We start from the raw sequence: 25,345 nt of genomic DNA, 5'->3' as shown, positions 1-25,345 counted from the left end.
TTTCGTTTATCATGGCACAATCAACGTACCTGCACCGCGTTCAGTAAAAAGTTCAAGCAAAACCGAATGGGCAGTTTTACCATTCAGAATAACAACGCCTTCAACACCGCGATTGATTGCCTGAATACACGTTTCGACTTTTGGTATCATACCGCCGGAAATGGTCCCGTCACGCATACGCTCTTCACATTGCTTGACTGTCAGTTCTTTGTAAAGTTTTCCGGCTTTATCGAGAACACCGGGCACATCTGTCAAAAACAGCAAGCGCTTGGCTTTAAGGGCACCGGCAATGGCACCGGCAAAAACATCGGCATTGATGTTATAAGTATTGCCATCCCTTCCCGGCGCAACCGGAGCAATGACCGGTATCATTTCGGAACGGGCAAGCAAATCAAGAAGTGTGCGGTCGACTTCAACCGGTTCGCCGACAAATCCCAAGTCCAGAATGCGCTCGATATTGGAATCGGGATCGATAACCGTCTTCCTGGCTTTTTCGGCAAAAACCATATTGCCATCTTTGCCGCAAAGACCGATTGCCCATTCACCTTCGGCATTGATCATCGCAACAATTTCCTTGTTGATCGAACCGGCGAGCACCATTTCGACAACTTCGACAGTTTTTGAATCTGTTACCCGAAGTCCCCCTTCGAACTTCGATTCAATTCCCATTTTAGCCAGCAGTTTTGCAATTTGCGGACCACCGCCATGAACGACAATCGGGTTGATGCCTGATTGTTTGAGAAGCGCAATATCGCGCGCAAAAGCATGTCCGAGTTCAGGATCTCCCATTGCATGGCCGCCATATTTCACCACAACGGTCTTATTCTCGTATTTCTGCATATAAGGCAAAGCTGCGGAAAGCAGTGCAGCCTGTCTTTCTGCAATATCGGCAGCGTTGGTAGTCGGTTCATCCATTAAAATCGCCCTCCTCGGAAGTACAGCAAAATAGGTACTTCCAATTTTCATAACAAGAAATCTTATGCTCTGGAACCGTTAAAACACAACATAACCTTATCGTAATGCAAGATATTTTTCTATTGGTACAATTTAGCACTAGACAAGAATTTTTTACTCGCTAGATTCCGCGGCTGAGGAATTTGCAAACTGGGAGGGTTGCATAATGTCGTCTTACAAACAGATTTATGACAAGTGTTTAAAACATCCCGACGAATTTTGGGGTGAAGCTGCCCGTCTGATTGACTGGTTCAAACCATATGACAAAGTATTCGATAAAGATGCCGGAGTCTATGGGCGTTGGTTCACAGGGGGTAAAACAAACGCTTGCTATAATGCTGTCGACAGGCACGTCAAAGCAGGACGTGGCGCGCAAGTGGCTATCTATTATGATAGTCCGGTGAGCAATGCTAAAAGAGCAATCACTTATCAGCAACTTTACGAAGAAGTGCAGGCACTCGCAGCCTTTATGCAGGATATCGGCATAAAGAAGGGAGACCGCGTTCTCATCTATATGCCGATGATTCCACAGGTTTTTACTTCAGTTTTTGCCTGTACACGCATTGGAGCCGTGCATTCGGTTGTATTCGGGGGATTTTCTGCCAAAGAACTTGCGATCCGGATTGACGATTGCAAACCGAAACTTATAATTGCTGCCTCTTGCGGAATTGAACCGAACCGTATTGTTCCCTATCAGGCAATGGTTAATCAAGCGATAGACATGGCTAAACATGAAGTCGACCATTGCATTGTTCATGAACGGCCGATTACCCAAAAAGCCCCCGAGGGACTTTTTACCTTAAAAGAAGGACGTGATTTCGATTACGCCAAAGTGCTCAAAGAAAATATGGGGCGCAAAGTCCCGTGTGCAGAGCTTTCCGCAACCGACCCGCTTTATATTCTTTATACCTCCGGTACGACCGGAAAACCCAAGGGGGTTATGCGCGACATTGGCGGCTATATTGTAGCACTGGCATGGACAATGGGGGCTGTATTCAACGTCAAACCTGGCGAGGTTATGTTTACCGCTTCCGATGTCGGCTGGGTGGTGGGGCATTCCTATATCCTTTACGCACCGCTCATCGTCGGTGCAACAACCGTACTTTTTGAAGGAAAACCGATCGGTACACCCGATCCGGGAACATTTTGGCGTATATGTGAAGAATATAATGTGCGCTCGTTTTTTTCTGCTCCGACCGCGTTTCGCTCGATCAAACGCGAAGACCCAAACGGGAATTATGCAAAACCTTATAAATTACCCAATTTGCAAGCCATGTTTGTTGCAGGAGAACGGGCAGATCCCGATACTTTGCAATGGGTAACCAACCTTTTTCACGTACCGGTTATCGACAATTGGTGGCAAACCGAAACCGGTTGGCCAATTGCAGCCAATCCGCTGGGATTGGAGCTTTTGCCTATTAAACCCGGTTCCCCAACCCTCCCGATGCCGGGCTTTATCATTGACGTTCTTGATGATGACGGCAACAAGGTCGCGCCTGGAACATTCGGCAATCTGGCATTTCGCCTGCCGCTCCCGCCCGGTTGTTTGCCAACTTTGTGGAACGCTGACGAACAATTCAAAAAAACCTATCTTGAGCGTTTCCCCGGGTTTTATAATTCGTCGGACGCGGGCTATATTGATGAAGACGGTTATGTGTTTGTCATGAGCCGCACCGATGATATCATCAATGTCGCCGGTCACAGACTTTCAACCGGCGGCATGGAAGAAGCACTGGCAGGACATCAGGATATTGCCGAATGTGCGGTTATTGGCATTAAGGACAATTTGAAAGGGCAGGTTCCCTGTGGTTTTATTGTCCTCAAACATAATGTCGAACGGGAAGACGCCATCATTGAAAAGGAATGCATTGCCCGCATCCGCGAGATTATCGGACCGGTTGCAGCATTCAAACTCGTCATGACAGTACGTAAATTGCCAAAAACCCGTTCGGGTAAAATTCTGCGCGCTGTCATACGAAAAATTGTTGACGGTGATGAATGGTCAATACCAAGCACGATTGAAGACCCTTCAACACTTGAAGAAATTCAGGAACTGGTGAAAACCCGCCATTTTGGATGATTAAACGTCAAGCATACGGGCTTCATTAAAATAAAAAACGAGAAGGTAATCCCGACGGTTACCTTCTCTTTTATCTCTTTGAACGTCAATATCTCTTTGAACGACAAACATGCGTTAGATTTTGCCAAAATTCCGGAACGGAATTTATCTAAAACGTTTTTGGATACGCTCGTCTCGATTGATCAAAACCGATGGGCTTTTTGCCATTTCATTTCCTTATCGTCATGACTAAAAAATTTCCAATTATAAATGACCGGCAAATAGCGATACTTGATTGAAAGAATTTTTCGAACAAATTTTCTGATGTTTTGGTGGGCATCATGTTTCAATCGCAACTGTTGCCCATGATTTTTAAATCACCACAGAACATTGTCATCAGAACGTCTATAACTTTTAAATTTTTAATTGCTCAGAGTTTTATGACATGTCGTATCAACGATTATGCGCGATAAAAAAATCGATAAAAGCACGCAGCGCTGCACGCATTTTTTGTTGCGGATAATAAATATAAAATCCGGGAAAAGGCGGCGTCCAATCTTCCATCACTTTGATAAGCTTACCTTCCTTGATTGCGTCCTTCACATAATTTTCGAAAACATAGGCAAGTCCGGTATTCTGTAGCACCGCATCAACCACCAATTGATGGTTGTTGAGGATAAGTTGTTCAGGTGGCGTAACTGTATATTTTTTCCGCCCCTTTTCGAATTCCCAAACATAAGTACGCTTTTCGTTAAACCGGTATAAAATTGCTTTATGATTTTTCAAATCGGTAGGATCATGGGGAGCCGGATGTGTTTCGAAATATTTTGGCGTTGCCACAAGAACACTTCGCAAATCTCCACCTATTTTTGCTGCCACCATATCCTTTTCGACTTGTTCGTGGATACGGATTCCAGCGTCATAACCTGATTTGACAATATCAACAAAACGATTGTCGATGACGAGATCAAGTGTAATATCGGGATAAGCTTCGCTGAACGCCCCCAAATAGGGTGCGATGACGAACTTGGCTGCCGAATAGCCGGTATTTATGCGCAACAAACCCGATATCTTGTTATGGGTTGCTTTGGCGGCATTAAAGCCATCCTCGATCACTCTAAGCGCAGAAGCGGTTTCATGCATAAGAACCTTGCCTGCTTCGCTCAAGCCAAGACTGCGCGTTGTACGGTTGAAAAGCTGGACACCCAGACTTTCTTCCAGTTTTCCAACTGCATAAGATACCGCTGACGGCGCAATATTCAGCCTTTTCGCCGCTGTCCGGAAACTGCCTTCTTCCACCACGGTCTCGAAAATGAGCAAATGGGAGAGTTGTTGCCTGTCCATAAATCCCGTGCCCTTCAATTGTTCTAATTTTTAGATCATATTTAGCGAATTAAATAGTATAAACAAACAATAAATATTCCTCTAGAATTTTAACAAATAGACAAACAGACAAAAATAAAGAGGAATTGAAGCATGAAAAAACGCAAACTCGGTGTATTGAGTGTCTCGGAAATCGGACTTGGATGCATGGGCTTTACACATGCTTATGGCGGCGATGATGAGCAATCGGCGATCAAGACATTGCACCGCGCAGTCGAACTGGGTGTTACCCTTTTTGATACGGCTGAAATGTATGGCCCTTTCAATAATGAAATTCTTGTCGGTAAAGCATTAAAACCTTTTCGTGATAAAGTGGTCATTGCCACAAAATTCGGTTTTAAACTCGAAAAGCAACCTGATGGACACATTGATGCCACCGGCGTTGATGGACGACCGGAACATGTTCGTGAAGTTGCTGAAGCCTCGCTCAAGCGTTTGGGCATTGAAGTGATTGACCTACTTTATCAGCATCGGGTTGATCCGAATGTTCCGATTGAAGATACAGTCGGTGCTATGGCCGATCTCGTCAAAGAAGGTAAAGTGCGTGCGCTTGGCCTTTCGGAAGCAAACAGCGAAACAATAAGACGCGCTTACAAGGTTCATCCGATCAGTGCACTTCAAAGCGAATATTCACTGTGGACACGTGACCCCGAAAAGGAAATTTTGGCAACATGCCGTGAGCTTGGAATAGGCTTTGTCCCATATAGTCCTTTAGGACGCGGTTTCTTTGCCAGTGGTTTTACAACCAAAGGCTTGGGCGCTAACGATTTTCGCCGCCTGCTACCGCGTTTTCAGGACGAAGCTTTTGAAAAAAACCGGCAAATCATTAGCGAAATGGAAAAAATGGCAAAAGAGAAAAATGCCACCGTTGCCCAGCTTGCACTGGCTTGGGTTCTAAGCCGTGGTGATTTTATCGTACCGATACCGGGGGCAAGAAAAATCCGCCATCTGGAAGACAATGTCGCTGCCACAGAAATTCATCTTACAAAAGATGATTGCAAGCGGCTCGAAAATATTGTCAGCCCCGAAAAAGTTGCCGGAAAACGTTATGATGACAGCCGGTTGAAACTGGTTGATAAATAATCAATTTTCGGTTTTTAAAAGCCGGTTAAGCGGGCTTTTTAAAATTTCATCGGTAGACGACTGAATAGAAAATGATCGAGGGTGTGAATGACCATTCAAATTATGGGATTCGCACTCTCGCTTTATAAATTTGAAGACCGGTTTTAACAGTTCACTATGCTGTTTCCGGCTATACACTCATAAAATGTCAACAAGCAGCAACACCGGTTTCATGTGTCGTTTTAAAAATCTGAAATGCGAAATGCGGTAGGAAACAAAATACCGAGTACGGTACAGAAAAAGAAATGTCTTGCGCATAATATAAGCTAACAATACGAGGAGAAATATATCTCTCCCTTCATAATCTTTCCATCGACCAGCTTATTGCCGCAACCGTCATCCATATTGATCAAAAACCGCTCGAATGCCTGAGTTATTTATTCTTGCATTTCTAATTATGGGCGACCTCGAAAACTTCATTTAAGCCGTCCGGATTTTTAATCTTTCCAAAACAATTTTTCTGAAACGACTAACGCTATCAAAAAAGGTTCAGTCGTTCCTGCATTTATGAGCTGAACCTTTCCAGAGCATCATTAATTGGCAAACAGGTTTAACCGATTTGCTCCAATGTATAAGGTAATACATCGCGCTGATTATAATTGACCGACAGTTTATGCTTGAGCGGTGGAGCAGCCCGACTTGGGCAAGCCGTCCGCGAACAGATCCGGCATGAAATACCGATCGGTTCGTAAGCGGCGTTATTTTCGAGGTTGAGACCATCGGCATAAACAAATTGTGAAGCATTCGATATTTCGCAACCGAAAGCCAGAGCATAATGGGGATGCGGGCTGTGATAGCCGCCGTTCCGTTTTACCACCTGAACGGCCAGACAAAGATAACGCACGCCATCGGGTGTTTCGGCAAGTTGCCTTATAATATTTCCGGGGGTTTCAAAAGCCTGATGGGCATTCCAGACGGGACAAGCCGCACCATAGCGGCCAAATTGCAATTTCACGGCGCTGTGCCGTTTGGTTATATTGCCTGCGCGGTCAATGCGGGCGAAGAAAATCGGAACGCCTTTTTCACCGGGACGTTGCAAGGTCGAAAGCCGGTGGCAAACCTGTTCCAATGACACACTGAAACGGGCAGCGAGCAGTTCGATGTCATGCCGCAACAAATTGGCAGTGCGCAGAAAAGGTTTATAGGGCAAAACCAGTGCACCCGCGAAATAGTTATAAAGTCCGATGCGGCAAATCTGATTGGCTTCTTCCGATTTAAAAGAGGCTTTTTTGATAATCTCGTCGCAAAGCGAATCCGCTTCAAATTGTGCAAGCTGGACCGCCAGTTGGAACGTGCGTTGCTGTGGCGCAACATAAGGGTTTAACGTCAAAACACGGCTCTTGGGGTCAAATTGGCGAACCATGCCATTATCATCTGTGCCCCAGCGTATAAGAACCTGATGGCGTTCTTCGAGGCGTTGGATAATGGCGGAATGATTGTCACTTTCACCGATTCCGATCTCGGCGGCGAGCCGTTCGGCACTGCGGTCGAGATCGTCGATATAATTATCGACAAAATGGAAAAAGTCGCGCACCTCTTCATAAGGTAAAACTTCCGTGAGGCCACTTGCCTGTAACCGTCCGTCGGTACTTGCCAATTGTTCGGAAGCCAGCCGATAGGCCTGATGACACGTAATAAGTGCACGCGCAAGACCCGGCGCATTTTGCGTAATAAGCCTTAATTCCTGCATGCCTGCCCGATTATTTCTAAATAGCGGATCGCTCAGAGTTTCACTCAAAGCAGACAGCAGACGGTCATCCTCGCCGGAAGAAAGACTGGAAATATCGATGTGGAATTTTTCCGCCAGAGATAGCAGAACCGCAGCCGAAACCGGCCGCTGGTTATTTTCAATCTGATTGAGATAAGAGGTAGAAATGCCGATACGCTCGGCAAAATGGGCTTGCGTCAATTGCTGGTCTTCCCGCAATTTGCGTACTCTCCGCCCGATATAAAGTTTCCCGATAGCCATTTTTCACAATTTCGCAATTTACAATTTGCATTTTTATAACTTATGCATTCGCACACGATCAAGCTTTATTATTTTTTTGGCTGTGATAGCTTTGAATTGTGGAGGAAAAAGGCTTCGCCTTTATTGATCGAATACATGTGGGAGGAAAAGAAAAGGCTGCGGTAAGAGAAAACGCGCCTTTTCTTTTTTTTTCGCTATCTATTCCTCGCATAACAGCATCACGCAAAACCATAAAGGGATGCGCTTTAGCGGTTTTTAAAAACCGAGGGAGAAACAATGCTTGCAACATTGCAACAATTGGAAGAACGACGCCAGAGTGCCCGCCTTGGCGGCGGCGAGCGTCGTATAGAAGCTCAACATAAAAAAGGTAAACTCACAGCGCGCGAACGCATAGACGTTCTTCTTGATGCCGGTTCTTTTGAAGAATATGACATGTTCGTCAATCACCGGTGTACCGACTTCGGCATGGAAGAGCAAAAATACGCGGGCGATGGCGTGGTTACCGGCTGGGGAACAATCAACGGCCGACAGGTTTACGTTTTTTCTCAGGATTTTACCGTTCTTGGCGGTTCGCTCTCTGAAACGCATGCACAAAAAATTTGCAAAATCATGGATATGGCCGCGCGCAATGGTGCGCCGGTTATCGGCCTTAATGATTCCGGTGGTGCCCGCATTCAGGAAGGTGTTGCCTCGCTTGCCGGTTATGCCGAAGTTTTCCGTCGGAATGTCGAAGCTTCAGGCGTGATACCACAAATTTCCGTTATCATGGGGCCTTGTGCCGGTGGCGCCGTCTATTCACCGGCAATGACCGATTTTATTTTTATGGTTCGTGACTCATCCTATATGTTTGTCACCGGCCCCGATGTGGTCAAAACTGTTACCAATGAAATTGTCACTGCCGAAGAATTGGGTGGCGCAACAACCCACACAAAAAAGTCTTCTGTTGCTGACGGGGCTTTTGAAAATGATATCGAAGCATTGGAAAATATCAGGCTGCTTTTCGACTATCTGCCGTTAAACAGCAAAGAAAAGCCGCCCGTGCGGCCTTTTTACGATGATACCGAACGGCTCGATATGAAGCTTGATACGCTCATTCCCGATTCATCCACAAAGCCCTACGACATGAAAGAGCTTATTTTAAGTGTTGCCGATGAGGGCTCATTTTTCGAAATCAAAGAGAATTTTGCAAAAAATCTGATAACCGGCTTTATCCGTATCGAAGGACGCACAATCGGTGTCGTTGCAAACCAGCCAATGGTGCTTGCAGGCTGTCTTGATATTGACACTGCCCGCAAGGGTGCACGTTTTGTACGCTTCTGTGACGCTTTCAACATTCCGATCCTGACACTTGTCGATGTTCCCGGATTCCTGCCCGGCACTTCGCAGGAATATAACGGCGTTATCATTCACGGCTCGAAATTGCTCTTTGCCTATAGCGAGGCGACCGTTCCGATGGTGACGGTCATTACCAGGAAAGCCTATGGCGGCGCCTATGATGTGATGGCATCAAAACACATTGGTGCCGATATCAACTATGCATGGCCAACGGCGGAAATTGCTGTCATGGGGGCAAAAGGGGCCACTGAAATTCTCCACCGGTCACATCTTGATGACAAAGAGGAGATTGCCCGCCTGACGCAAGAATATGAAAAACGTTTTGCCAATCCTTTTATTGCTGCCGAGCGCGGTTTTATTGACGAAGTGATCATGCCTCATTCCACCCGCAAAAGAGTGGCGCGGGCATTTGCTGCCCTTCGCAATAAAAAAGTCGAAAATCGTGATCGCAAACATGACACTATCCCGCTTTGAGGCTTCAAATGATTAAAAAAATCCTGATTGCCAATCGTGGCGAAATCGCTTGTCGCGTCATTCGTACAGCAAAACAAATGGGCATCAAAACGGTTGCGGTCTATTCGGATGCCGATGCCAATGCTCTTCATGTACGCCAAGCCGATGAGGCTATCCATATTGGCGCCTCGCCTTCATCCCAATCCTATCTCGACATTGAAAAAATCATTGCTGCGGTCAAACAGAGCAATGCCGATGCGGTCCATCCGGGCTATGGCTTTTTGTCGGAAAATCCTGCTTTTGCCGATCGTCTGGAAGAGGAAGGGATTATATTGATCGGGCCACCGGCAAATGCCATGCGCGCTATGGGTGACAAGATTACTTCCAAAAAATTGGCCGCGGGAGCCGGCGTTTCAACTGTTCCCGGACATATGGGGCTGATTGATGATGCCGATCATGCGGTAAAAATCGCGCGTGAAATCGGCTATCCGGTCATGATCAAAGCCTCTGCCGGCGGTGGTGGTAAAGGCATGCGCATTGCATGGAATGATGAAGAAGCAAGAGAAGGATTTCAGGCGTCGAAGAATGAAGCCAAATCATCCTTCGGAGACGACCGTATTTTTATCGAAAAATTTGTGAGTGAACCGCGCCATATCGAAATCCAGATCATGGGCGACAAGCATGGTGACATTATCTATCTCAATGAAAGAGAATGTTCCATCCAGCGGCGCAACCAGAAGGTGATTGAAGAAGCTCCCTCACCATTTCTTGACGAAAAAACCCGCAAAGCCATGGGTGAACAAGCGGTTGCGCTCGCCCGTGCTGTCAATTATCACTCCGCCGGTACGGTGGAATTTATTGTTGATGGCAAACGGAATTTCTATTTTCTGGAAATGAACACCCGCTTGCAGGTTGAACATCCGGTCACCGAAATGATTACCGGACTTGATCTTGTCGAACTGATGATCCGTATTGCCGACGGTGAAGCTTTGCCGCTTTCCCAAAATGATGTCAAACGGAATGGTTGGGCATTGGAATGCCGGCTCTATGCCGAGGATCCCTATCGCAATTTCCTCCCCTCGACCGGAAGACTGACACGTTATAATCCCCCTGTTGCAACCGACGACAACAATGAAGTGAAAATCCGTAACGATGGCGGCGTTTATGAAGGGGGAGAAATCTCGATCTATTATGACCCGATGATTTCGAAACTCGTTACATGGGGGAAAAATCGCCAAATGGCGATTCAAGCCATGCAAGAAGCCCTCGACAGTTTCGAACTTGAAGGCATCGGAAACAATTTGCCATTTCTTTCGGCTGTCATGCGTCAAAAACGCTTTCAGGAAGGCAAATTAACCACCGCCTATATTGCGGAAGAATTTCCGGATGGCTTTCATGGCGTCTCGCCAACGCCGGATGAAGCGCGTTCCTTTGCAGCTATTGCCGCGTTTATCAATTTTAAATTGCAAGAACGGGCGGCTATGATTTCCGGCACACTCGACAACCACCGGCGTATCGTAAAAAATGAATGGGTCGTGTCGATCTTCGACCAGTCTTTTCCTTTGGTTATTGAGGTTGATCACGCCGGATCCAAATTGGAATTTGCCGATGGAGAACAGATTACCCTTGAAAGCCATTGGCTACCCGGCATGACTATTTGCGAATTTTCTGTTTCCGACCGGTCGAACATGGTTGTGAAGGTCGACGTCAAAGGAACATCCATAAGGTTGCGCCACGGTGGTATTGACGCAATTGCCCATGTCAGGGAACCCAATATTGCTGCCCTTGCAGCACTCATGCCGAAAAAATTGCCGCCTGATACATCCAAAATGTTGTTATGCCCGATGCCCGGCGTCATTACCGCGATTTTTGTCAAAAAAGGCGATGAAGTCGAAATCGGCCAACCTCTTGCGATCGTTGAAGCGATGAAAATGGAAAATATGCTGAGGTCGGAAAAGAAAAGCAAAATTGGCAAGATTTCGGTGAAAGTCGGACAAAGTCTCGGTGTTGACGAAACCATTATGGAGTTCGAATAGACATGACCGGAAAAGGAGATATGAGCGAGTGGAAAAAACTTGCTGAAAAGGAGCTTAAAGCTTCTCCCGACACACTTGTCTGGCACACCGCCGAGGGCATTGATGTCAAACCACTTTATACTAAAGACGATCTCGCCCACGACGATCTTTTGGACACATTGCCGGGACTGGACCCGTTTTTGCGTGGCCCCAGAGCGACAATGTATACCGGAAGGCCGTGGACAATCCGCCAATATGCCGGTTTCTCTACCGCCGAAGAATCGAATATCTTTTATAAAAAAGCCCTTGCGAGCGGGCAAAAAGGCCTTTCGGTCGCTTTTGATCTTGCCACACACCGCGGATATGACTCCGATCACCCGCGTGTTGTGGGAGACGTAGGAAAAGCCGGTGTTGCGATCGATTCAGTCGAAGATATGAAAATCCTCTTTGACGGTATTCCGCTTGATAAAATGTCTGTCTCGATGACGATGAATGGTGCTGTCATACCAATTCTTGCCAATTTTATTGTTGCTGGCGAAGAACAGGGCGTTGCAAGACGCGATCTTTCGGGAACAATCCAGAATGATATTCTCAAAGAATTTATGGTACGCAATACCTATATCTATCCGCCCGAAGCATCTATGCGCATCATTGCCGATATTATCGAATATACCGCCAATGAAATGCCGCGCTTCAATTCAATTTCCATTTCCGGTTATCATATGCAGGAAGCGGGAGCCACGCTTGTACAGGAACTGGCCTTCACACTTGCAGACGGGCGAGAATATGTGCGTGCAGCCCTTAAAAAAGGGCTTGATGTTGACCAATTTGCCGGCCGACTTTCATTTTTCTTTGCCATCGGCATGAATTTTTTCATGGAAGCGGCAAAATTACGCGCGGCACGTTTTTTATGGTCGCGCATTATGCATGAATTTTCACCTAAAAAAGCATCTTCCCTGATGCTGCGCACCCATTGTCAGACGTCCGGTGTTTCTCTTCAAGAACAGGACCCGTATAACAATATTGTGCGCACCGCTTATGAAGCATTGGCTGCTGTTTTGGGTGGAACACAATCGCTTCATACCAATTCTTTTGACGAGGCGATTGCATTACCTACCGAATTTTCGGCACGAATTGCCCGCAATACACAATTGATTTTGCAAAACGAAATGGGCCTTACCAAGGTCATCGACCCGCTCGCCGGTTCCTATTATGTCGAAACGCTCACCAAAGAACTCGTCGACAAAGCATCCGCTCTCATTGACAAGATAGAAGCCATGGGCGGCATGACCAAAGCGGTGATTGACGGCTTGCCAAAACGCCTCATTGAAGAAGCGGCAACCGCCCGTCAGGCGGCCGTTGACAAGGGAGAAGAGATTATCGTCGGGGTTAATAAATTCCGCTCCGATGAGGAAAAGAAAATCGATATCCTTGAAATTGACAATACAAAAGTCCGAGCCCAACAAATTGCTCGACTGAACAAGATCAAACAAACCCGCAATAGCCGGAAAGTCACTGACACATTGAAGAATCTGGAAAATATTGCCAGAAGCGGAAAGGGTAACCTGCTTGAAGCCGCAGTGGAAGCTGCACGGGCACGCGCAACCGTCGGTGAAATATCGGATGCAATGCGAAAAGTTTTCGGTGACCATTCGGCAAAACCTGTTGTGGTCAAAAACATATATGGCAAAGCATTCTCGAACGAACCCGAATATAAAACATTAAAACAGCGCTTGAGCGATATAATTAATACAACAGACCAGCGCCCGCGCATCATGATTGCCAAACTCGGACAGGATGGTCACGATCGCGGAGCAAAAGTCATTGCTTCGGCATTCGGCGATATGGGATTCGAAATCATTGCCGGACCACTATTCCAGACACCGGAAGAAGCAGCCGAAATGGCTATTGAAAACAAGGTTCAACTCATCGGTGTTTCTTCGCTGGCAGCCGGCCATAAAACCCTGTTGCCGCAGCTTGTCAAAGCGTTGCAAAATCGCAATTCCAAGATTATCGTAGTCTGTGGCGGCGTTGTGCCCCGACAGGATTACGAATTTCTGAAAGAAAACGGTGTTGCTGCTGTTTTTGGCCCCGGAACCAATGTGGTCGAAGCAGCCAGCAAAATCCTTGATCTTTTACAAGGGAAATTACGTAATATCTGATGAGACCAGTTTATATTGCTTTCCTCAATAGGGAGTTTTTCCAGTGTACCACTTTGGCCGACTGAACCATGTCGCAATCGCCGTACCGGATATCGAACAGGCTGCCGAACTTTATCGTTCCGTGAACAATGATGTTTCTCCTATTCAGGACCTGCCTGAACATGGCGTCAGAATTGTTTTCGTTGAACTGCCCAATACAAAACTCGAACTGATGAGCCCATTGGGAAATAATTCACCAATCGCAAAATTTCTTGAAAAAAATCCGAAAGGTGGCCTCCATCACATCTGTTTTGAAGTTGATGATATTCTAAAAATGCGCGACCAACTTGTTGCCGAAGGCATTCGAATTCTTGGCGACGGGAATCCTAAAACCGGCGCACATGGGAAACCCGTTCTGTTCATCCATCCGAAAGACTTTGATGGAACATTGGTAGAGCTTGAAGAAGTTTAAGGCCAAAATGCTTCCAAATCCATCGCTTTAGATTTTCTGCCACAAAAATCCTTTTGCATTGTCTGAAAGAAATTCAAAAGCTTGCTCTATAGCTCTATGTTTTTTCACATGCCCCCTTCATGAAAAAGGGTGAGTGTGAAAAAGGGAAGCGTGCTTTTCAAAAATTATAACTGTGACGCCAGCCGGAGCCGGTTTTGCATAAAAATCCTTAAAAAGTGAAAAAAGCAGCCACCTTCTCTCCATTGGTTTCATTCGCGAGAAAAGAGACAGGTACACGTGAAGTCTTGAAACTTTCTAACACATGAAAGATGCTGACTATCGAAAAGGCGAGATAGCTAAACCCTCGGAGAAAACGACTTGAACGGAGAGATCAAGCATTCCCTCACTTTATCTCATTCAATTCCATAAACTGGCAACTCAATAAAGCGGATATTTGACTAATAATATAAAGGCAAACTTGGCGCGGTTACGTCTTTCACAGACTGTTTTTGAATATAAAAATTGTTCTTTATGAATTCAAAAGCAATTTTTATAGAATTGATCTTTTCTCTTTAACTTTGAATAGAAACTGAACACAGCGAGAAACCGGATAGAATTTCTTATGCGAGTTCGCTGATAATATAATTCAGCACCACGCGACCTTTTTTGGTTGCACGGATGCGGCTATTGCCCACCATTTCTACAAGGCCTTGTTGTTGAAGATCGGCAACTTTGCTCTGGTTCAATCCGCGATTCGCCAGTTTTTCATAACGGGCGAGATCAAGCCCCTCGGTGAGGCGCAGGCCCATCAAGACCATTTCTTCTGCCTGTTCACTTTTTGTCAAATGTTCTTCTTCAACAATACCGTGGCCTTGTTTTTCAACGAGCTCCAACCAGCGCTCGGGAATTTTTTCGGTTATCGTTACCAATCGCCTATCCGGAAAATCACCATTTGAAACAGGAAGAAACCTGCCATGCGCCCCCGGACCAATGCCGACATATTGCTGGTAGCGCCAGTAAATGAGATTATGTTGTGACTGCGCATTGGCGGCTGCATGATTGGATATTTCATAAGCCGGAAGCCCGTGACTTTCGGTTATTTCCTGTGTGAGATCATAAAGATCGGCACTCAAATCCGCCTCCGGCAATTTGAGTTTTCCGGCTTTATAGAGCCTGTCAAACCCCGTCCCTTCTTCAATGGTCAATTGATAAAGCGAAAGATGGTCGGCTGCGAGATCAATTGCTTCTTCCAGTTCATGTTTCCATGATTTCAATGTCTGGTTGGGACGCGCATAAATGAGGTCAAAGGAAAGCCGCGGGAAAATCTCGCGTGCAAGACCAATAGCAAAACGTGCCTGTTCTACATTATGAATGCGCCCCAAGCGCTTTAATTCTTCATCGTTTAACGATTGGACACCCAAAGAAAGCCGGTTGACGCCGGCTGAACGGTAACCATGAAAACGCTCGGCCTCGACGCTTGAAGGATTGGCTTCCATTGTGATTTCGGCATTGTCCACAATCGGCCAATAACGATCAATGCTTTTTAGCAATGATTCAACTGTTTTTGGCGACATCAACGATGGCGTACCACCGCCGATAAAAACAGTCGTCGCGTTATGGGCTCCTGTCCATTCACGCACCGTTGCCATTTCTCTTGCAAAAGCTTTGGCAAAACGGTCTTCATCCACGCCTTTTAACCGGACATAGGAATTAAAGTCGCAATAAGGACATTTGGCGGCACAAAATGGCCAATGGACGTAAATACCGAAAGGCTCGTCCATCAGTTTTCCAGTAACGCTTCGGCAAATTGCTTGAAAGCCCGTGCGCGGTGGGACAAAGCATGTTTGTCGCCCGGCTTCCAACCATGTTTTTCTTCAGCCGTCATTTCACCGAATGTTTTGTCATAGCCTTCCGGCTGGAAAATAGGATCGAAACCGAAACCCTTTTTGCCACGCGGAGGCCAGACCAAAGTCCCTTCGATTTCACCGCGAAAATATTCCGCATGTCCATCCGGCCAGGCAAGGCAAAGCACCGAGACAAAACGGCCATGCCGTTTATCTGGCGTTGTTGCACCCTTCTTTTCCAATGCATCTTCAACTTTTTTCATCGCTTTGTCGAAATCGCGGTGTCCATCAGGCTGGATTGCCCAATCGGCAGTATAAACGCCGGGTGCCTTGTTAAGAGCATCTGCCTCAAGTCCTGAATCGTCCGACAATGCCGGCAGCCCTGTCGATTTGGCAGCAAAAAAAGCCTTGATATAGGCGTTTTCTTCAAATTTCGTGCCGGTTTCTTCCGGTTCTTCCAGTCCCAATTCGTCCGCCGATGTGGTTTCAAACCCGAACGGACCAATAAGATCGGCTATTTCCCTGAGTTTGCCGGAATTATGGGTTGCAACAACCAGTTTTTTCCCGTCAAGCTTTCTCATCGATAATCCACCTTTCAGGCTGCGATAACTTTCTTCTGCAATTCAATCAAATCGTGAATGCCGCCTTTAGCGAGTGACATCAAAGTTGAAAACTGCTCCTCACTGAACGGGTCACCTTCTGCGGTTCCCTGTATTTCAACAATTCCACCTTTACCGGTCATCACGAAATTGGCATCGGTTTCGGCATTGGAATCTTCTGCATAATCAAGATCAAGCACCGGCGTTCCCTGATAAATGCCACAAGAAATTGCCGCAACGTGGTCTTTCAGCACTTTATTGCGCAAGACCATCTGGCGCGTTTCCATAAAGCCCAGACAATCATAAAGAGCAACCCATGCTCCGGTAATCGATGCCGTGCGGGTTCCGCCGTCTGCCTGAATGACATCACAGTCAATCGTAATCTGCATTTCGCCCAACGCCTTCAAATCAACAACCGCACGCAATGAACGGCCGATCAAACGCTGAATTTCCATGGTGCGCCCACCCTGTTTGCCGGAAGCAGCCTCGCGGCGCATTCTTTCACCGGTTGAACGGGGCAACATACCATATTCGGCTGTAACCCATCCTTTACCGGAATTGCGCATCCAGTTGGGGACACGTTCTTCAAGGCTTGCGGTACATAAAACATGGGTATCACCGAACTTGACCAGACATGACCCTTCGGCATGTTTGTTCACATGACGTTCAAATGAAACGGCGCGCATCTCGTTGCTGGCACGATTGGACGGACGCATAAATTTTCCTTTCCGTGAAGTATTGTTTCAAGCATCTTTAGACCATTTGACCCGTCTTTGGCAAAACTTATATAGAAGGAAAGAAATTCTATCATTGAAGGAATATGATGAAACACGCCGCCATTCCGGATGAATTAAAAAGTCTCGACGAAAGATCCCGCGATATATTCAGGCGTATTGTCGAAACCTATCTGAACGAGGGGGACCCTGTCGGGTCAGCCAATCTGTCCCGACAATTGCCACAAAGCCTCTCGCCGGCAACCATCCGCACGATTATGAGCGATCTGGAACATTTAGGGCTTATCTACTCGCCCCATATTTCTGCCGGTCGTATGCCGACACAATCTGGTTTGAGGTTTTTTGTAGATGCTTTTATTGAAGTGGGAGACCTTCCGGAAGATGAACGCAAAGCCATAGAAACACAGGTTGAAGAAGCAGGGCATAGCCAATCGGTTGAACAATTCTTGACCGGTGCAAGCCAAATTCTATCCGGTTTGTCACGCGGTGCCGGGCTGGTGTTGTCGACAAAAAATGAAGGAACACTCAAACATATCGAATTTGTGCGTCTTGATTCATCGCGCGCCATGGCAGTTCTCGTAACCCAAAACGGTGACGTGGAAAATCGCATTGTCAATTTACCCGAAGGGGTAACATTGTCACAATTGAGCGAAGCCACCAATTTTCTGAACGCGCATATTCAGGGGCGTACTTTAAGTGAAGCCAAAGCCGAAATCTCGAGGCAGAGAGAAGAGACCAAGGCTGCTCTTGATGAATTGTCGCAACATCTCGTCGATCAGGGGCTTGCCGTTTGGGGCGGCGAAGATCAGGGCCGTAAAACCCAGCTTATTGTGCGCGGGCGCGGCAACCTTCTGGAAGATGTGAAAGCCGCAGAAGATATTGAACGTTTGCGCCATCTTTTTGACGATCTTGAAACACGTGAAAGCATGATGCAGCTTCTTGACCTTGCCGAGGAAGGTTCAGGCGTTCGTATTTTTATCGGTTCTGAAAACAAACTGTTTTCGTTATCAGGCTCGTCCCTGATCGTCGCACCATATTGCGATTCAAACCAGCATGTTCTTGGTGCTCTCGGCGTTATTGGACCGACCCGCTTGAATTATGCCCGTATTGTTCCGATGGTCGACTATACTGCCCAACTTGTCTCGCGACTTCTCAAATAGATGTAAATCAAACGCCGCTAAATGTCGTAAAACCTTACCCTCTATTGCACTTATCGGCTAGAGATGGGATACTTTCCGGATAGGCCCTGTCATTGTCCGTTCCTTTCCGCAAGTCACATCTGTTTTATGGGCTGCATTTGTTTTACGGAAAGTACAAAGGAGAGCATCCCATGAAAGCCGCTTTCATCCATGCCGTTGTACTACTCAATGCGTTTTTATTTTTCGCTATATCCGGATTTGCCGAACCTGTGCATTTTGTTCTAGCGCTCGCCCGCAGTACAACAACGCCGGCGGAAGAGACATTTACCTATGCCATACCCAAACAACTCGGCTATTTTGAGGAAGAAAATATCAATCCGACATTGCTCTTTACCGATGGCTCCACAGCAGCTCTTCAGGCAGTTGCATCCGGTTCGGCCGATATTGCCTATGCATCGTCTGCCAATATTGCAGCCGCTGTCGACAAAGGCGTGCCACTCAAGGCATTTGCCGGAATAACGGTCAGATGGCCTTATTTTATTGGTGTTCCGAAAGGCTCCACTATCAAATCCATTGCCGATCTTAAAGGGAAACGGGTGGGCGTAATTAGCCTCGCTTCGGCTTCTTATGCCGATTTACGGGCGAATTTGAAAATTGCCGGCTTGAAAGAAAGTGACGTTACGATTGTACCCGTTGGTGCAGGTGCGCGCGCGGCAGCCGCGCTCAATGCGAAGGATATCGACGCAGTTGACAGCTATTCGGATAGTTTTACCGTTATGCGTCAGAACGGCGTCGAATTCGATCTTTTGCAACGTCCTGAAGAAATGAACCGCCTTTTCAGTGTTACTATGGTCACAAGCCAGAAGATATTCGATGAAAAGCCGCATGAACTTTCAGCTTTTGCACGCGCTGCCTATAAAGGCATGATCTACACCAAACTTTATCCCGATAGCGCCTTGAAACTTGCTTTTAAAGAATTCCCAGAACTCGGAGGTTCTGATAATCCGACCGGACAAGATGCCAAAAATACGGCCGAAGCTATGGCCATAGCACTTGCCGATTCGACACCGGCTGACAAACCGGATCCGGCAAGCTGGGGAAAATGGCTTGATATTCCTGATGAACGCTGGCAAGCAGTTTTGTCTTTTGCGCATCAAACAGGTTCAACCGAACGCCTGCTTCATGTAAAGGATGTCTGGAGCAATTCCTTGATGCCGGAAATTTATAATTTCGATATCAAGACAATTGTTAAAAAGGACTAACCCGTTTAAAGCGAAGGCTGTCGTTCTGAAGGATTGAGAAAACGTCTATGCCGTCTATCAAAAAGCCCCTTATCACTATCAAGGGATTGCACAAAAGCTATATAAGCAAAAAAGACGGCACGATTGATGCATTGAAAAATGTCAATCTGGAAATTGCCGAAGGCGCTTTTGTTGCACTTGTGGGGCCATCCGGATGCGGCAAAACAACGTTACTTAAAATCCTTGCCGGTCTTGTGGACAATTTTGTCGGTGATGTAATGCTTAACGGCGTTGCCGTTACCCGTCCTTCGCCGGAAGTGGGATTTGTTTTTCAGGACCCTACACTGCTTCCGTGGCGTACAATCCTGCAAAACATCCTCTTGCCGGTCGAATTGATGCATCTTGACAAAAGAGAATACCATGACCGTGCTTTGATGCTCATGGAAACGGTGGGACTTAAAGGATTTGAAAACAAATTGCCGACCGAGCTTTCAGGCGGAATGCGACAACGTGCGGGAATTTGCCGTGCACTTATTCGTGACCCGAAAGTTCTGCTTATGGATGAGCCATTCGGGGCGCTTGATGCAATGACCCGCGAAGTTTTAAATGGCGAATTGCAAAATATCTGGCTTGAAAGCAAAAAAACTGTCCTTTTTGTCACCCATTCCATTCCCGAAGCGGTATTTCTTGCCGACAAAGTGGTGGTGATGAGCCCGCGCCCCGGCCATATTGAAGAAATTGTCGATGTCATACTGCCCCGTCCGCGCGAGCTTCAGGAATTGACTGATAAAAAGGTCGGAAAAATTTTAGGTCAAATAAGACAGCATTTTAAAAATTTTAGTATGAATTGTTGAACTGCTGTTGCATATCCATCAAATCCTGTGATTGAGAAATCGGCAAAACCGCAGAAAGGCTGGCAATGTTTAAAAATGAAAAAACACTTCAAGCATTGCTTGTTGTTGTTGTTTTTATTCTTGTTGTCGGCTTCTGGGAAACATCGGTCCGGCTATGGCAGGTTCCTACCTATCTTTTGCCACCGCCCAGTCTCATCTTCTACCAGCTTGTCCGGCTGATAAGGTCGACTCTTTTCTGGGATAATCTCGGTGTTACCATGGCTGAAGTTTTGCTCGGCTATATTTGCGGCATAGTGCTTGCGGCAATTCTTGGCGTTGCTATTTCGCAAGTTCGCGTTTTCCAGCTTGCGTTTTTGCCCTATATTATCGCTTTCCAGACGATACCGACCGTTGCCCTTGCACCGATTTTTCTGCAATGGTTCGGCTACGGCATTACATCAAAAATTGTTATGGCCGCACTTATTTCGTTTTTCCCGATGCTTATCAACGTGATTGCCGGTTTACAATCGGCAGGACGGGAAGAAATCCAGATGCTCAAGGCATTCGGTGCCAACGAAATACAGATTTTGCTGAAAGTAAAATTGCCGGCTTCCCTGCCTTTTGTTTTTGCCGGTCTCGGCCTTGGCATTATCTTTGCCCTGATTGGCGCAATTGTTGCCGAATTTGTCGGTGCCCAAAAGGGCTTGGGCAAAATGCTTATGCAATTCAACGAGCAGTTCAACATTGCCGGTCAATTTGCCATTCTTGTCATTCTGGCACTTATTGGCGTTATCATGCATTTGATGGTCGGTTTTGCAAAACACAGAATCATTTTCTGGGATGGACAAAGATAATTCGGAATTTCCGTATTCGCCCTGCAACATATCGCTTCAAAAAAACGTTATAATTGCCGCGCGAGAAAGAGAATTATTTGTTCCTTTTCCCGACATTTTAAGGAAAAATTGCCTTAAAATTTGAAAATGGCACTCCGAAACACAATTTAAGCGAAGAGAACTTTCTTTTATGCGCAAGTTGAGTTAGATACTCTTAGAAACGCTCTAAAGAGTGTAGAGTTTGATTATTGGAATTTATGGAATAGGCTTAGAGTTATGCGGATAAGGCTTGGAACACGGAAAAGTGCGTTAGCGCGCGTGCAAGCGGAAAGTGTGGCTAAGCTTTTGCGGGAGCTTGATCCTACATTAACAGTCGAAACTGTTTTGCTTGGCTGTGTAGGTGACAAAGATAAGCACACGAGTTTTCAGGATATTGGCAATGTCGGGGTTTTCACCAAAAGTGGTGAAGAAGCTCTGTTGAACCGTGAAGTCGATGTTGTTGTCCATTCTTTAAAAGACCTACCGACTGTTCAGCCGGAGGGACTTGTTCTTGCCTCTGTGCCAAAGCGCGAAGACCCGCGTGATGTTCTATGCGGCTTGAAATTTGACGATATTCGCGGCAATCATCACAAAATCGGCACCGGTTCCATTCGTCGTGCCGCCCAGCTCAGATCATTTTTTCCGGATATCGAAATTGTGCCGGTTCGTGGCAATGTACCGCCGAGATTGCGCCGCGCTGTTGATAAAAACGGCATTGATGCGACAATTCTTGCGGCTGCGGGATTGAAACGGCTTGGTCTTTTTGAAGACAGCATGGAATGTCTCAATCCGCAAATGTTTCCTTATGCCGTTGCCCAAGGGGCGCTCGGCATAGAATGCCGTCAAGGCGACAGAGATATTTTGCGGCTTCTCAAAGCGATTGAATGCAAGAAATCGCGTGCCGAAACCGATGCAGAACGGTCATTGATGAAATATCTCAATGCCGGATGCAACTTGCCTGTGGGTGTTTGCTCGACATGGAAGAACACAATGCTTTACATGAAAGCCACTGTAACGGGCGTTGACGGTTTGAAGCAGATTGTCGATTACGCGGCAACTTGTACTTATGGCGTGGAAGAAATGGGCAAGGTTCTGGCAGAACGGCTCCTTGATAAGGGAGCTGGCGAGTTGCTTCGAGCCTGCACAGTCAATAGCAATAAAAAAAAGGTTGAAAGCCTGCTAAAAGCTTGAATTGCGTGAAATTTCCATCCGGTTATCATTTATCGGTTAAAAGCAGGGAGGCGAACCTATTTAAGCGTCCCTTTTGCGGTTTGCCTCTTGATTTTTCTCGCTAAAATTTCGATATCGACTTTAACAACTATTATCGAAAAGTAGGAATCCTATGTCTGAGGAAAAAAAGAAATCTGCTGAAAGTGATATCAATAACCGCGACATTAAGAATCCGGCTGACAGAGATGCGTTGAAACGCGCAGCCGATGATTTTTTGAAACAGCGCAAGGAAGAAGCGAAAGCCGAAGTCGAAGATGATCAGGTTGCCGATGAAGGTGCTGATCCGGTTGCAGCCATGCAAGCCGAAAATGACGAGCTGAAAGACCAGGTTTTGCGCCTTGCTGCCGAAATGGAAAATTTACGCCGCCGTACGGCTCGTGATGTTGCCGATGCGAGAGCTTATTCCGTTGCCAATTTTGCACGTGATATGCTTCAGGTTTCGGACAATCTCAACCGCGCTTTGCAGGCGATCCCCGACGGCGCACGCGAGAAGGATACAGGGCTCAATGCTTTGGCAGAAGGCGTGGAAATGACAGAACGCGCCATGATGGCTGCTCTGGAGCGCAATGGCGTTAAAAAAATCGAACCTGAAGGGCAAAAATTCGACCCGAATTTTCATCAGGCAATGTTTGAAATTCCGAATGCCGATGTTCCAAACAACACTGTTCAACAGGTTGTTCAGGCCGGCTATGTTATCGGAGACCGTGTACTACGTCCCGCAATGGTTGGTGTTTCCAAGGGCGGACCAAAAGAAGCAACGGCAAAAACCGAACCGCAGAACGAGAAAAAGCCGGAATGAACCGGTTTTTGTTCAATCAAAATCGATAATAGAAGTCAAGAATTTCTCCTAATTCACATTTTACTTCTAAAAAGGCGGGCTTTCCCCGCCTTTTTTATAGGTCATTCCGGCTAATCCTTCCGCTTAAAAATCCGGCGACGATTTCACACGTCGGGGGAAGTCGCAATATTTAACCCGATAAAATATTGATGTGAAAGTCCGCTTTCCTCTCACCACATCAATTGGTTCGAATCTTCGCGAATTTTGATTGACGACAGAAAAGCCCGAAGTCTTGACGGTTTCAAGGCACATGTGTTCATAGTAGCGCAGTCGCAACCCGTTTTACACGTGAGAAAAACTGCTGCAACAATGACAAATGTCATAATAACCGGTGTCATAATAGCCGGTTAGACGCAGGACACACGCAAACTACAATGCGATTTTGTTTTCTACCCAGCAGGACGGAAGCTGTGTTCAGTTTGCGACAACAAAACAGGAATATGCTTGCGCTGTTATCTTGCCACATGCAGCATTTGCTTCACTTTCGCTACCGAATGAACCAAAGCGCACCCGATAGACTTGTTTGCCATCAATTTTGGCTGGTTCGACATGTCCAAGCGAAGCGACTTTCGAATCTTTCAAAGACTTTTGTATCGTTTTCAAAAATCCGTCGGCAGAAGCTTTATCCGGTAGTGCTGCTACCTGTACAATGTAGCTTAGCTGAATTTCATTTTTCAAAATATCGGTAACAGTCTTTTTGCCTTCATCGGCATAAGCCATGGTTGTCGGAGCGGTTTCCATTTTAACAGTTTTTTTGACCGGAATGGATATAGTAGACCGTGTTTCAGTAACTGTTTTTGCAGGTTCGACCGCCCGATTACCACGTGAATTAACAGAAGCAGTTACGACTTCCGCGTTTCTTTTACCCGATTGCGCAATTGCCGGTTGGGGCTGACCACGCCAGGCTGATTGCGCCACACTCCATTGGGCAAAAATACGTTTTTTGGTCGAGCGGCTTGCACTATCCATATAAGCATTGGCTAACAAGACAACGACATCGTCACGCTGGCGACCCGACGTTCCACCAAGAACAACAATAACCAGTTTTTTGCCGTCCTTGGCAATTGTGGTGGTAATGGTAAAACCGGCAAGACCGGTAAAGCCGGTTTTCAACCCGTCTGCTCCGTCAATCCTGTCAAGAACACGGTTGTGGCCTTTATAGACCTGACCGCGGTAACTGAATTCACGTTGGCTGAAGAGATGATAATATTGCGGAAAATGTTCACGCATGGCAATCGACATCAAAGCAATATCACGGGCTGTCGAAACATGCCCCTGTGCAGGAAGCCCGTTCGGATTTTTGAAAGTGGTATTGCGCATACCGAGGCTTCTTGCCTTCAAGGTCATAACACGGGCGAAATTCTCTTCGCTCCCGCCAAGATATTCAGCCACGACAACAGCCGCATCATTGGCTGAAAGAACAATCATGGAATTGACCGCATCACGGACCGAAAGCTTTGAACCGGCAGGCATACCGAGCTTCATCCTCGGTTTGCTGGCTGCATGTCGGGAGACGGGCATTTCGGTATTCCAATTCAGACGGCCGCTTTGTATTGCATCAAAAACGAGATAAAGCGTCATTACTTTGGTGATTGATGCAGGCGGGCGTATTTCATCAGCACGGTTTGCAAACAAGACATTGCCGGTATTCGCATCGACAACAATTGCCGGAAGTTCAACCGCATTGGACTTGGCCTGCACCGGCGCCAGCGCAAAAAATAGAACACTCGCAACTGCAATAAGTACCGCGACCGAAAACCGTAAAACCTTAAAAAAACGCATCAGTCTTCCCTGCCTGAAATGAAGCAATACAAAAATATACGCAAACAACAAAACCGGTTACATCATGCGGCATATGAATGACAACGTTAATAGCTTGCCATGTAACAACGTTAATTTTCAGTAAATAACGTTGAAACGTTCATAACCCCTAAAACCAGTTATACAGGATTCAAGATGATAATCAACCTGAGCGTTCTGTCATTGCGTTACACGCGTATAACGCAATAACCCTCAAAAATTTATTTTTTATTATTTTAAGAAAATTATACTTATTTATTTTTTATTAATATTCTATTTTTTATGACTATTATCTAAAAATCGTTTTTTCGGATAGGAAATTATTAAAATTTC

19 protein-coding genes are annotated in these 25,345 nt (G+C 46.3%); 12 read left to right on the top strand and 7 right to left on the bottom strand.

Annotated features, from left to right (window positions below; genetic code table 11):
• Positions 1-9 precede the first annotated feature (9 nt).
• Positions 10-915 carry an acetylglutamate kinase gene (gene argB / locus H3S83_RS01615; protein ID WP_198238731.1) on the bottom strand — a complete coding sequence of 302 codons (906 nt, stop codon included), beginning with the start codon at positions 913-915 and terminating at the stop codon, positions 10-12.
• A gap of 202 nt (positions 916-1,117) precedes the next feature.
• Between argB and H3S83_RS01610 the strand changes: the two genes are divergently transcribed.
• On the top strand, positions 1,118-3,034 hold the full coding sequence (locus H3S83_RS01610; RefSeq protein WP_370541358.1) for an AMP-binding protein: 1,917 nt from the start codon (positions 1,118-1,120) through the stop codon (positions 3,032-3,034).
• Between the two features lie 432 nt (positions 3,035-3,466).
• Here the strand turns inward: H3S83_RS01610 and H3S83_RS01605 are convergent, their stop codons facing one another.
• Positions 3,467-4,357: a LysR family transcriptional regulator gene (locus H3S83_RS01605; protein ID WP_198238729.1), complete on the bottom strand. Its 891-nt coding sequence runs from the start codon at positions 4,355-4,357 to the stop codon at positions 3,467-3,469.
• 132 nt (positions 4,358-4,489) lie between these two features.
• Between H3S83_RS01605 and H3S83_RS01600 the strand changes: the two genes are divergently transcribed.
• Positions 4,490-5,479: an aldo/keto reductase gene (locus H3S83_RS01600; RefSeq protein WP_198238728.1), complete on the top strand. Its 990-nt coding sequence runs from the start codon at positions 4,490-4,492 to the stop codon at positions 5,477-5,479.
• 589 nt (positions 5,480-6,068) lie between these two features.
• On the opposite strand, the gene H3S83_RS01595 is transcribed toward H3S83_RS01600, so the two are convergent.
• The gene (locus tag H3S83_RS01595; RefSeq protein WP_077969715.1) at positions 6,069-7,487 is read right to left on the bottom strand and encodes a short-chain fatty acyl-CoA regulator family protein; all 1,419 of its coding nucleotides are present in this window, start codon (positions 7,485-7,487) and stop codon (positions 6,069-6,071) included.
• A 276-nt stretch (positions 7,488-7,763) separates the two neighbouring features.
• Here H3S83_RS01595 and H3S83_RS01590 point away from each other — a divergent pair, with 276 nt between their 5' ends.
• Genes H3S83_RS01590 through mce form a run of 4 tightly spaced genes read left to right on the top strand, consistent with a single transcriptional unit; the run spans position 7,764 to position 13,903 of the window.
• Positions 7,764-9,296 (top strand): acyl-CoA carboxylase subunit beta, encoded by a 1,533-nt coding sequence (locus tag H3S83_RS01590; protein WP_198232435.1) that lies wholly within the window; start codon positions 7,764-7,766, stop codon positions 9,294-9,296.
• An 8-nt stretch (positions 9,297-9,304) separates the two neighbouring features.
• Entirely contained in the window at positions 9,305-11,311 is a 2,007-nt protein-coding gene (locus H3S83_RS01585; RefSeq protein WP_198238727.1) for an acetyl/propionyl/methylcrotonyl-CoA carboxylase subunit alpha, read from the top strand.
• Positions 11,312-11,313: 2 nt separating this feature from the next.
• Complete coding sequence (scpA, locus tag H3S83_RS01580; RefSeq protein ID WP_198238726.1) at positions 11,314-13,452, top strand: methylmalonyl-CoA mutase; 2,139 nt, start codon at positions 11,314-11,316, stop codon at positions 13,450-13,452.
• A 43-nt stretch (positions 13,453-13,495) separates the two neighbouring features.
• The gene (mce, locus tag H3S83_RS01575) at positions 13,496-13,903 is read left to right on the top strand and encodes a methylmalonyl-CoA epimerase (RefSeq protein WP_198214320.1); all 408 of its coding nucleotides are present in this window, start codon (positions 13,496-13,498) and stop codon (positions 13,901-13,903) included.
• A gap of 599 nt (positions 13,904-14,502) precedes the next feature.
• On the opposite strand, the gene hemW is transcribed toward mce, so the two are convergent.
• From hemW to rph, 3 genes are read right to left on the bottom strand one after another with little or no spacing between them, the layout of a single operon-like run.
• Positions 14,503-15,663 (bottom strand): radical SAM family heme chaperone HemW, encoded by a 1,161-nt coding sequence (gene hemW / locus H3S83_RS01570; RefSeq protein ID WP_198238725.1) that lies wholly within the window; start codon positions 15,661-15,663, stop codon positions 14,503-14,505.
• A complete protein-coding gene (rdgB, locus tag H3S83_RS01565) occupies positions 15,663-16,307 on the bottom strand; it encodes an RdgB/HAM1 family non-canonical purine NTP pyrophosphatase (protein ID WP_198238724.1) in 645 nt (214 codons plus the stop codon). Before rdgB ends, hemW begins: the two co-directional genes overlap by 1 nt.
• 14 nt (positions 16,308-16,321) lie before the next feature.
• The gene (gene rph, locus H3S83_RS01560; protein ID WP_075869534.1) at positions 16,322-17,041 is read right to left on the bottom strand and encodes a ribonuclease PH; all 720 of its coding nucleotides are present in this window, start codon (positions 17,039-17,041) and stop codon (positions 16,322-16,324) included.
• Between the two features lie 107 nt (positions 17,042-17,148).
• Here rph and hrcA point away from each other — a divergent pair, with 107 nt between their 5' ends.
• The 6 genes from hrcA (at position 17,149) to grpE (ending at position 23,173) form a co-directional block, all read left to right on the top strand.
• Positions 17,149-18,219 (top strand): heat-inducible transcriptional repressor HrcA, encoded by a 1,071-nt coding sequence (gene hrcA / locus H3S83_RS01555; RefSeq protein ID WP_078040279.1) that lies wholly within the window; start codon positions 17,149-17,151, stop codon positions 18,217-18,219.
• A gap of 170 nt (positions 18,220-18,389) precedes the next feature.
• Positions 18,390-19,460, top strand: coding sequence for an ABC transporter substrate-binding protein (locus H3S83_RS01550; RefSeq protein WP_198238723.1), 1,071 nt, complete (start codon positions 18,390-18,392; stop codon positions 19,458-19,460).
• 47 nt (positions 19,461-19,507) lie between these two features.
• Entirely contained in the window at positions 19,508-20,293 is a 786-nt protein-coding gene (locus tag H3S83_RS01545) for an ABC transporter ATP-binding protein (protein WP_210327905.1), read from the top strand.
• A gap of 65 nt (positions 20,294-20,358) precedes the next feature.
• Complete coding sequence (locus H3S83_RS01540) at positions 20,359-21,126, top strand: ABC transporter permease (RefSeq protein WP_198238722.1); 768 nt, start codon at positions 20,359-20,361, stop codon at positions 21,124-21,126.
• A gap of 255 nt (positions 21,127-21,381) precedes the next feature.
• Positions 21,382-22,335 carry a hydroxymethylbilane synthase gene (gene hemC, locus H3S83_RS01535; protein ID WP_198238721.1) on the top strand — a complete coding sequence of 318 codons (954 nt, stop codon included), beginning with the start codon at positions 21,382-21,384 and terminating at the stop codon, positions 22,333-22,335.
• 151 nt (positions 22,336-22,486) lie between these two features.
• On the top strand, positions 22,487-23,173 hold the full coding sequence (gene grpE, locus H3S83_RS01530) for a nucleotide exchange factor GrpE (protein ID WP_198238720.1): 687 nt from the start codon (positions 22,487-22,489) through the stop codon (positions 23,171-23,173).
• 453 nt (positions 23,174-23,626) lie between these two features.
• Here grpE and H3S83_RS01525 read toward each other — a convergent pair whose 3' ends face one another.
• Entirely contained in the window at positions 23,627-24,994 is a 1,368-nt protein-coding gene (locus tag H3S83_RS01525; protein ID WP_198238719.1) for a serine hydrolase, read from the bottom strand.
• Positions 24,995-25,345: the final 351 nt, after the last annotated feature.

The sequence above is a fragment of the Bartonella sp. W8122 genome, assembly GCF_016102485.1.
Taxonomy (GTDB): Bacteria; Pseudomonadota; Alphaproteobacteria; order Rhizobiales; family Rhizobiaceae; genus Bartonella; species Bartonella apihabitans.
The sequence above is the reverse complement of the archived record's forward strand: the minus strand, read 5'-3'. Positions and strand labels throughout refer to the sequence as shown.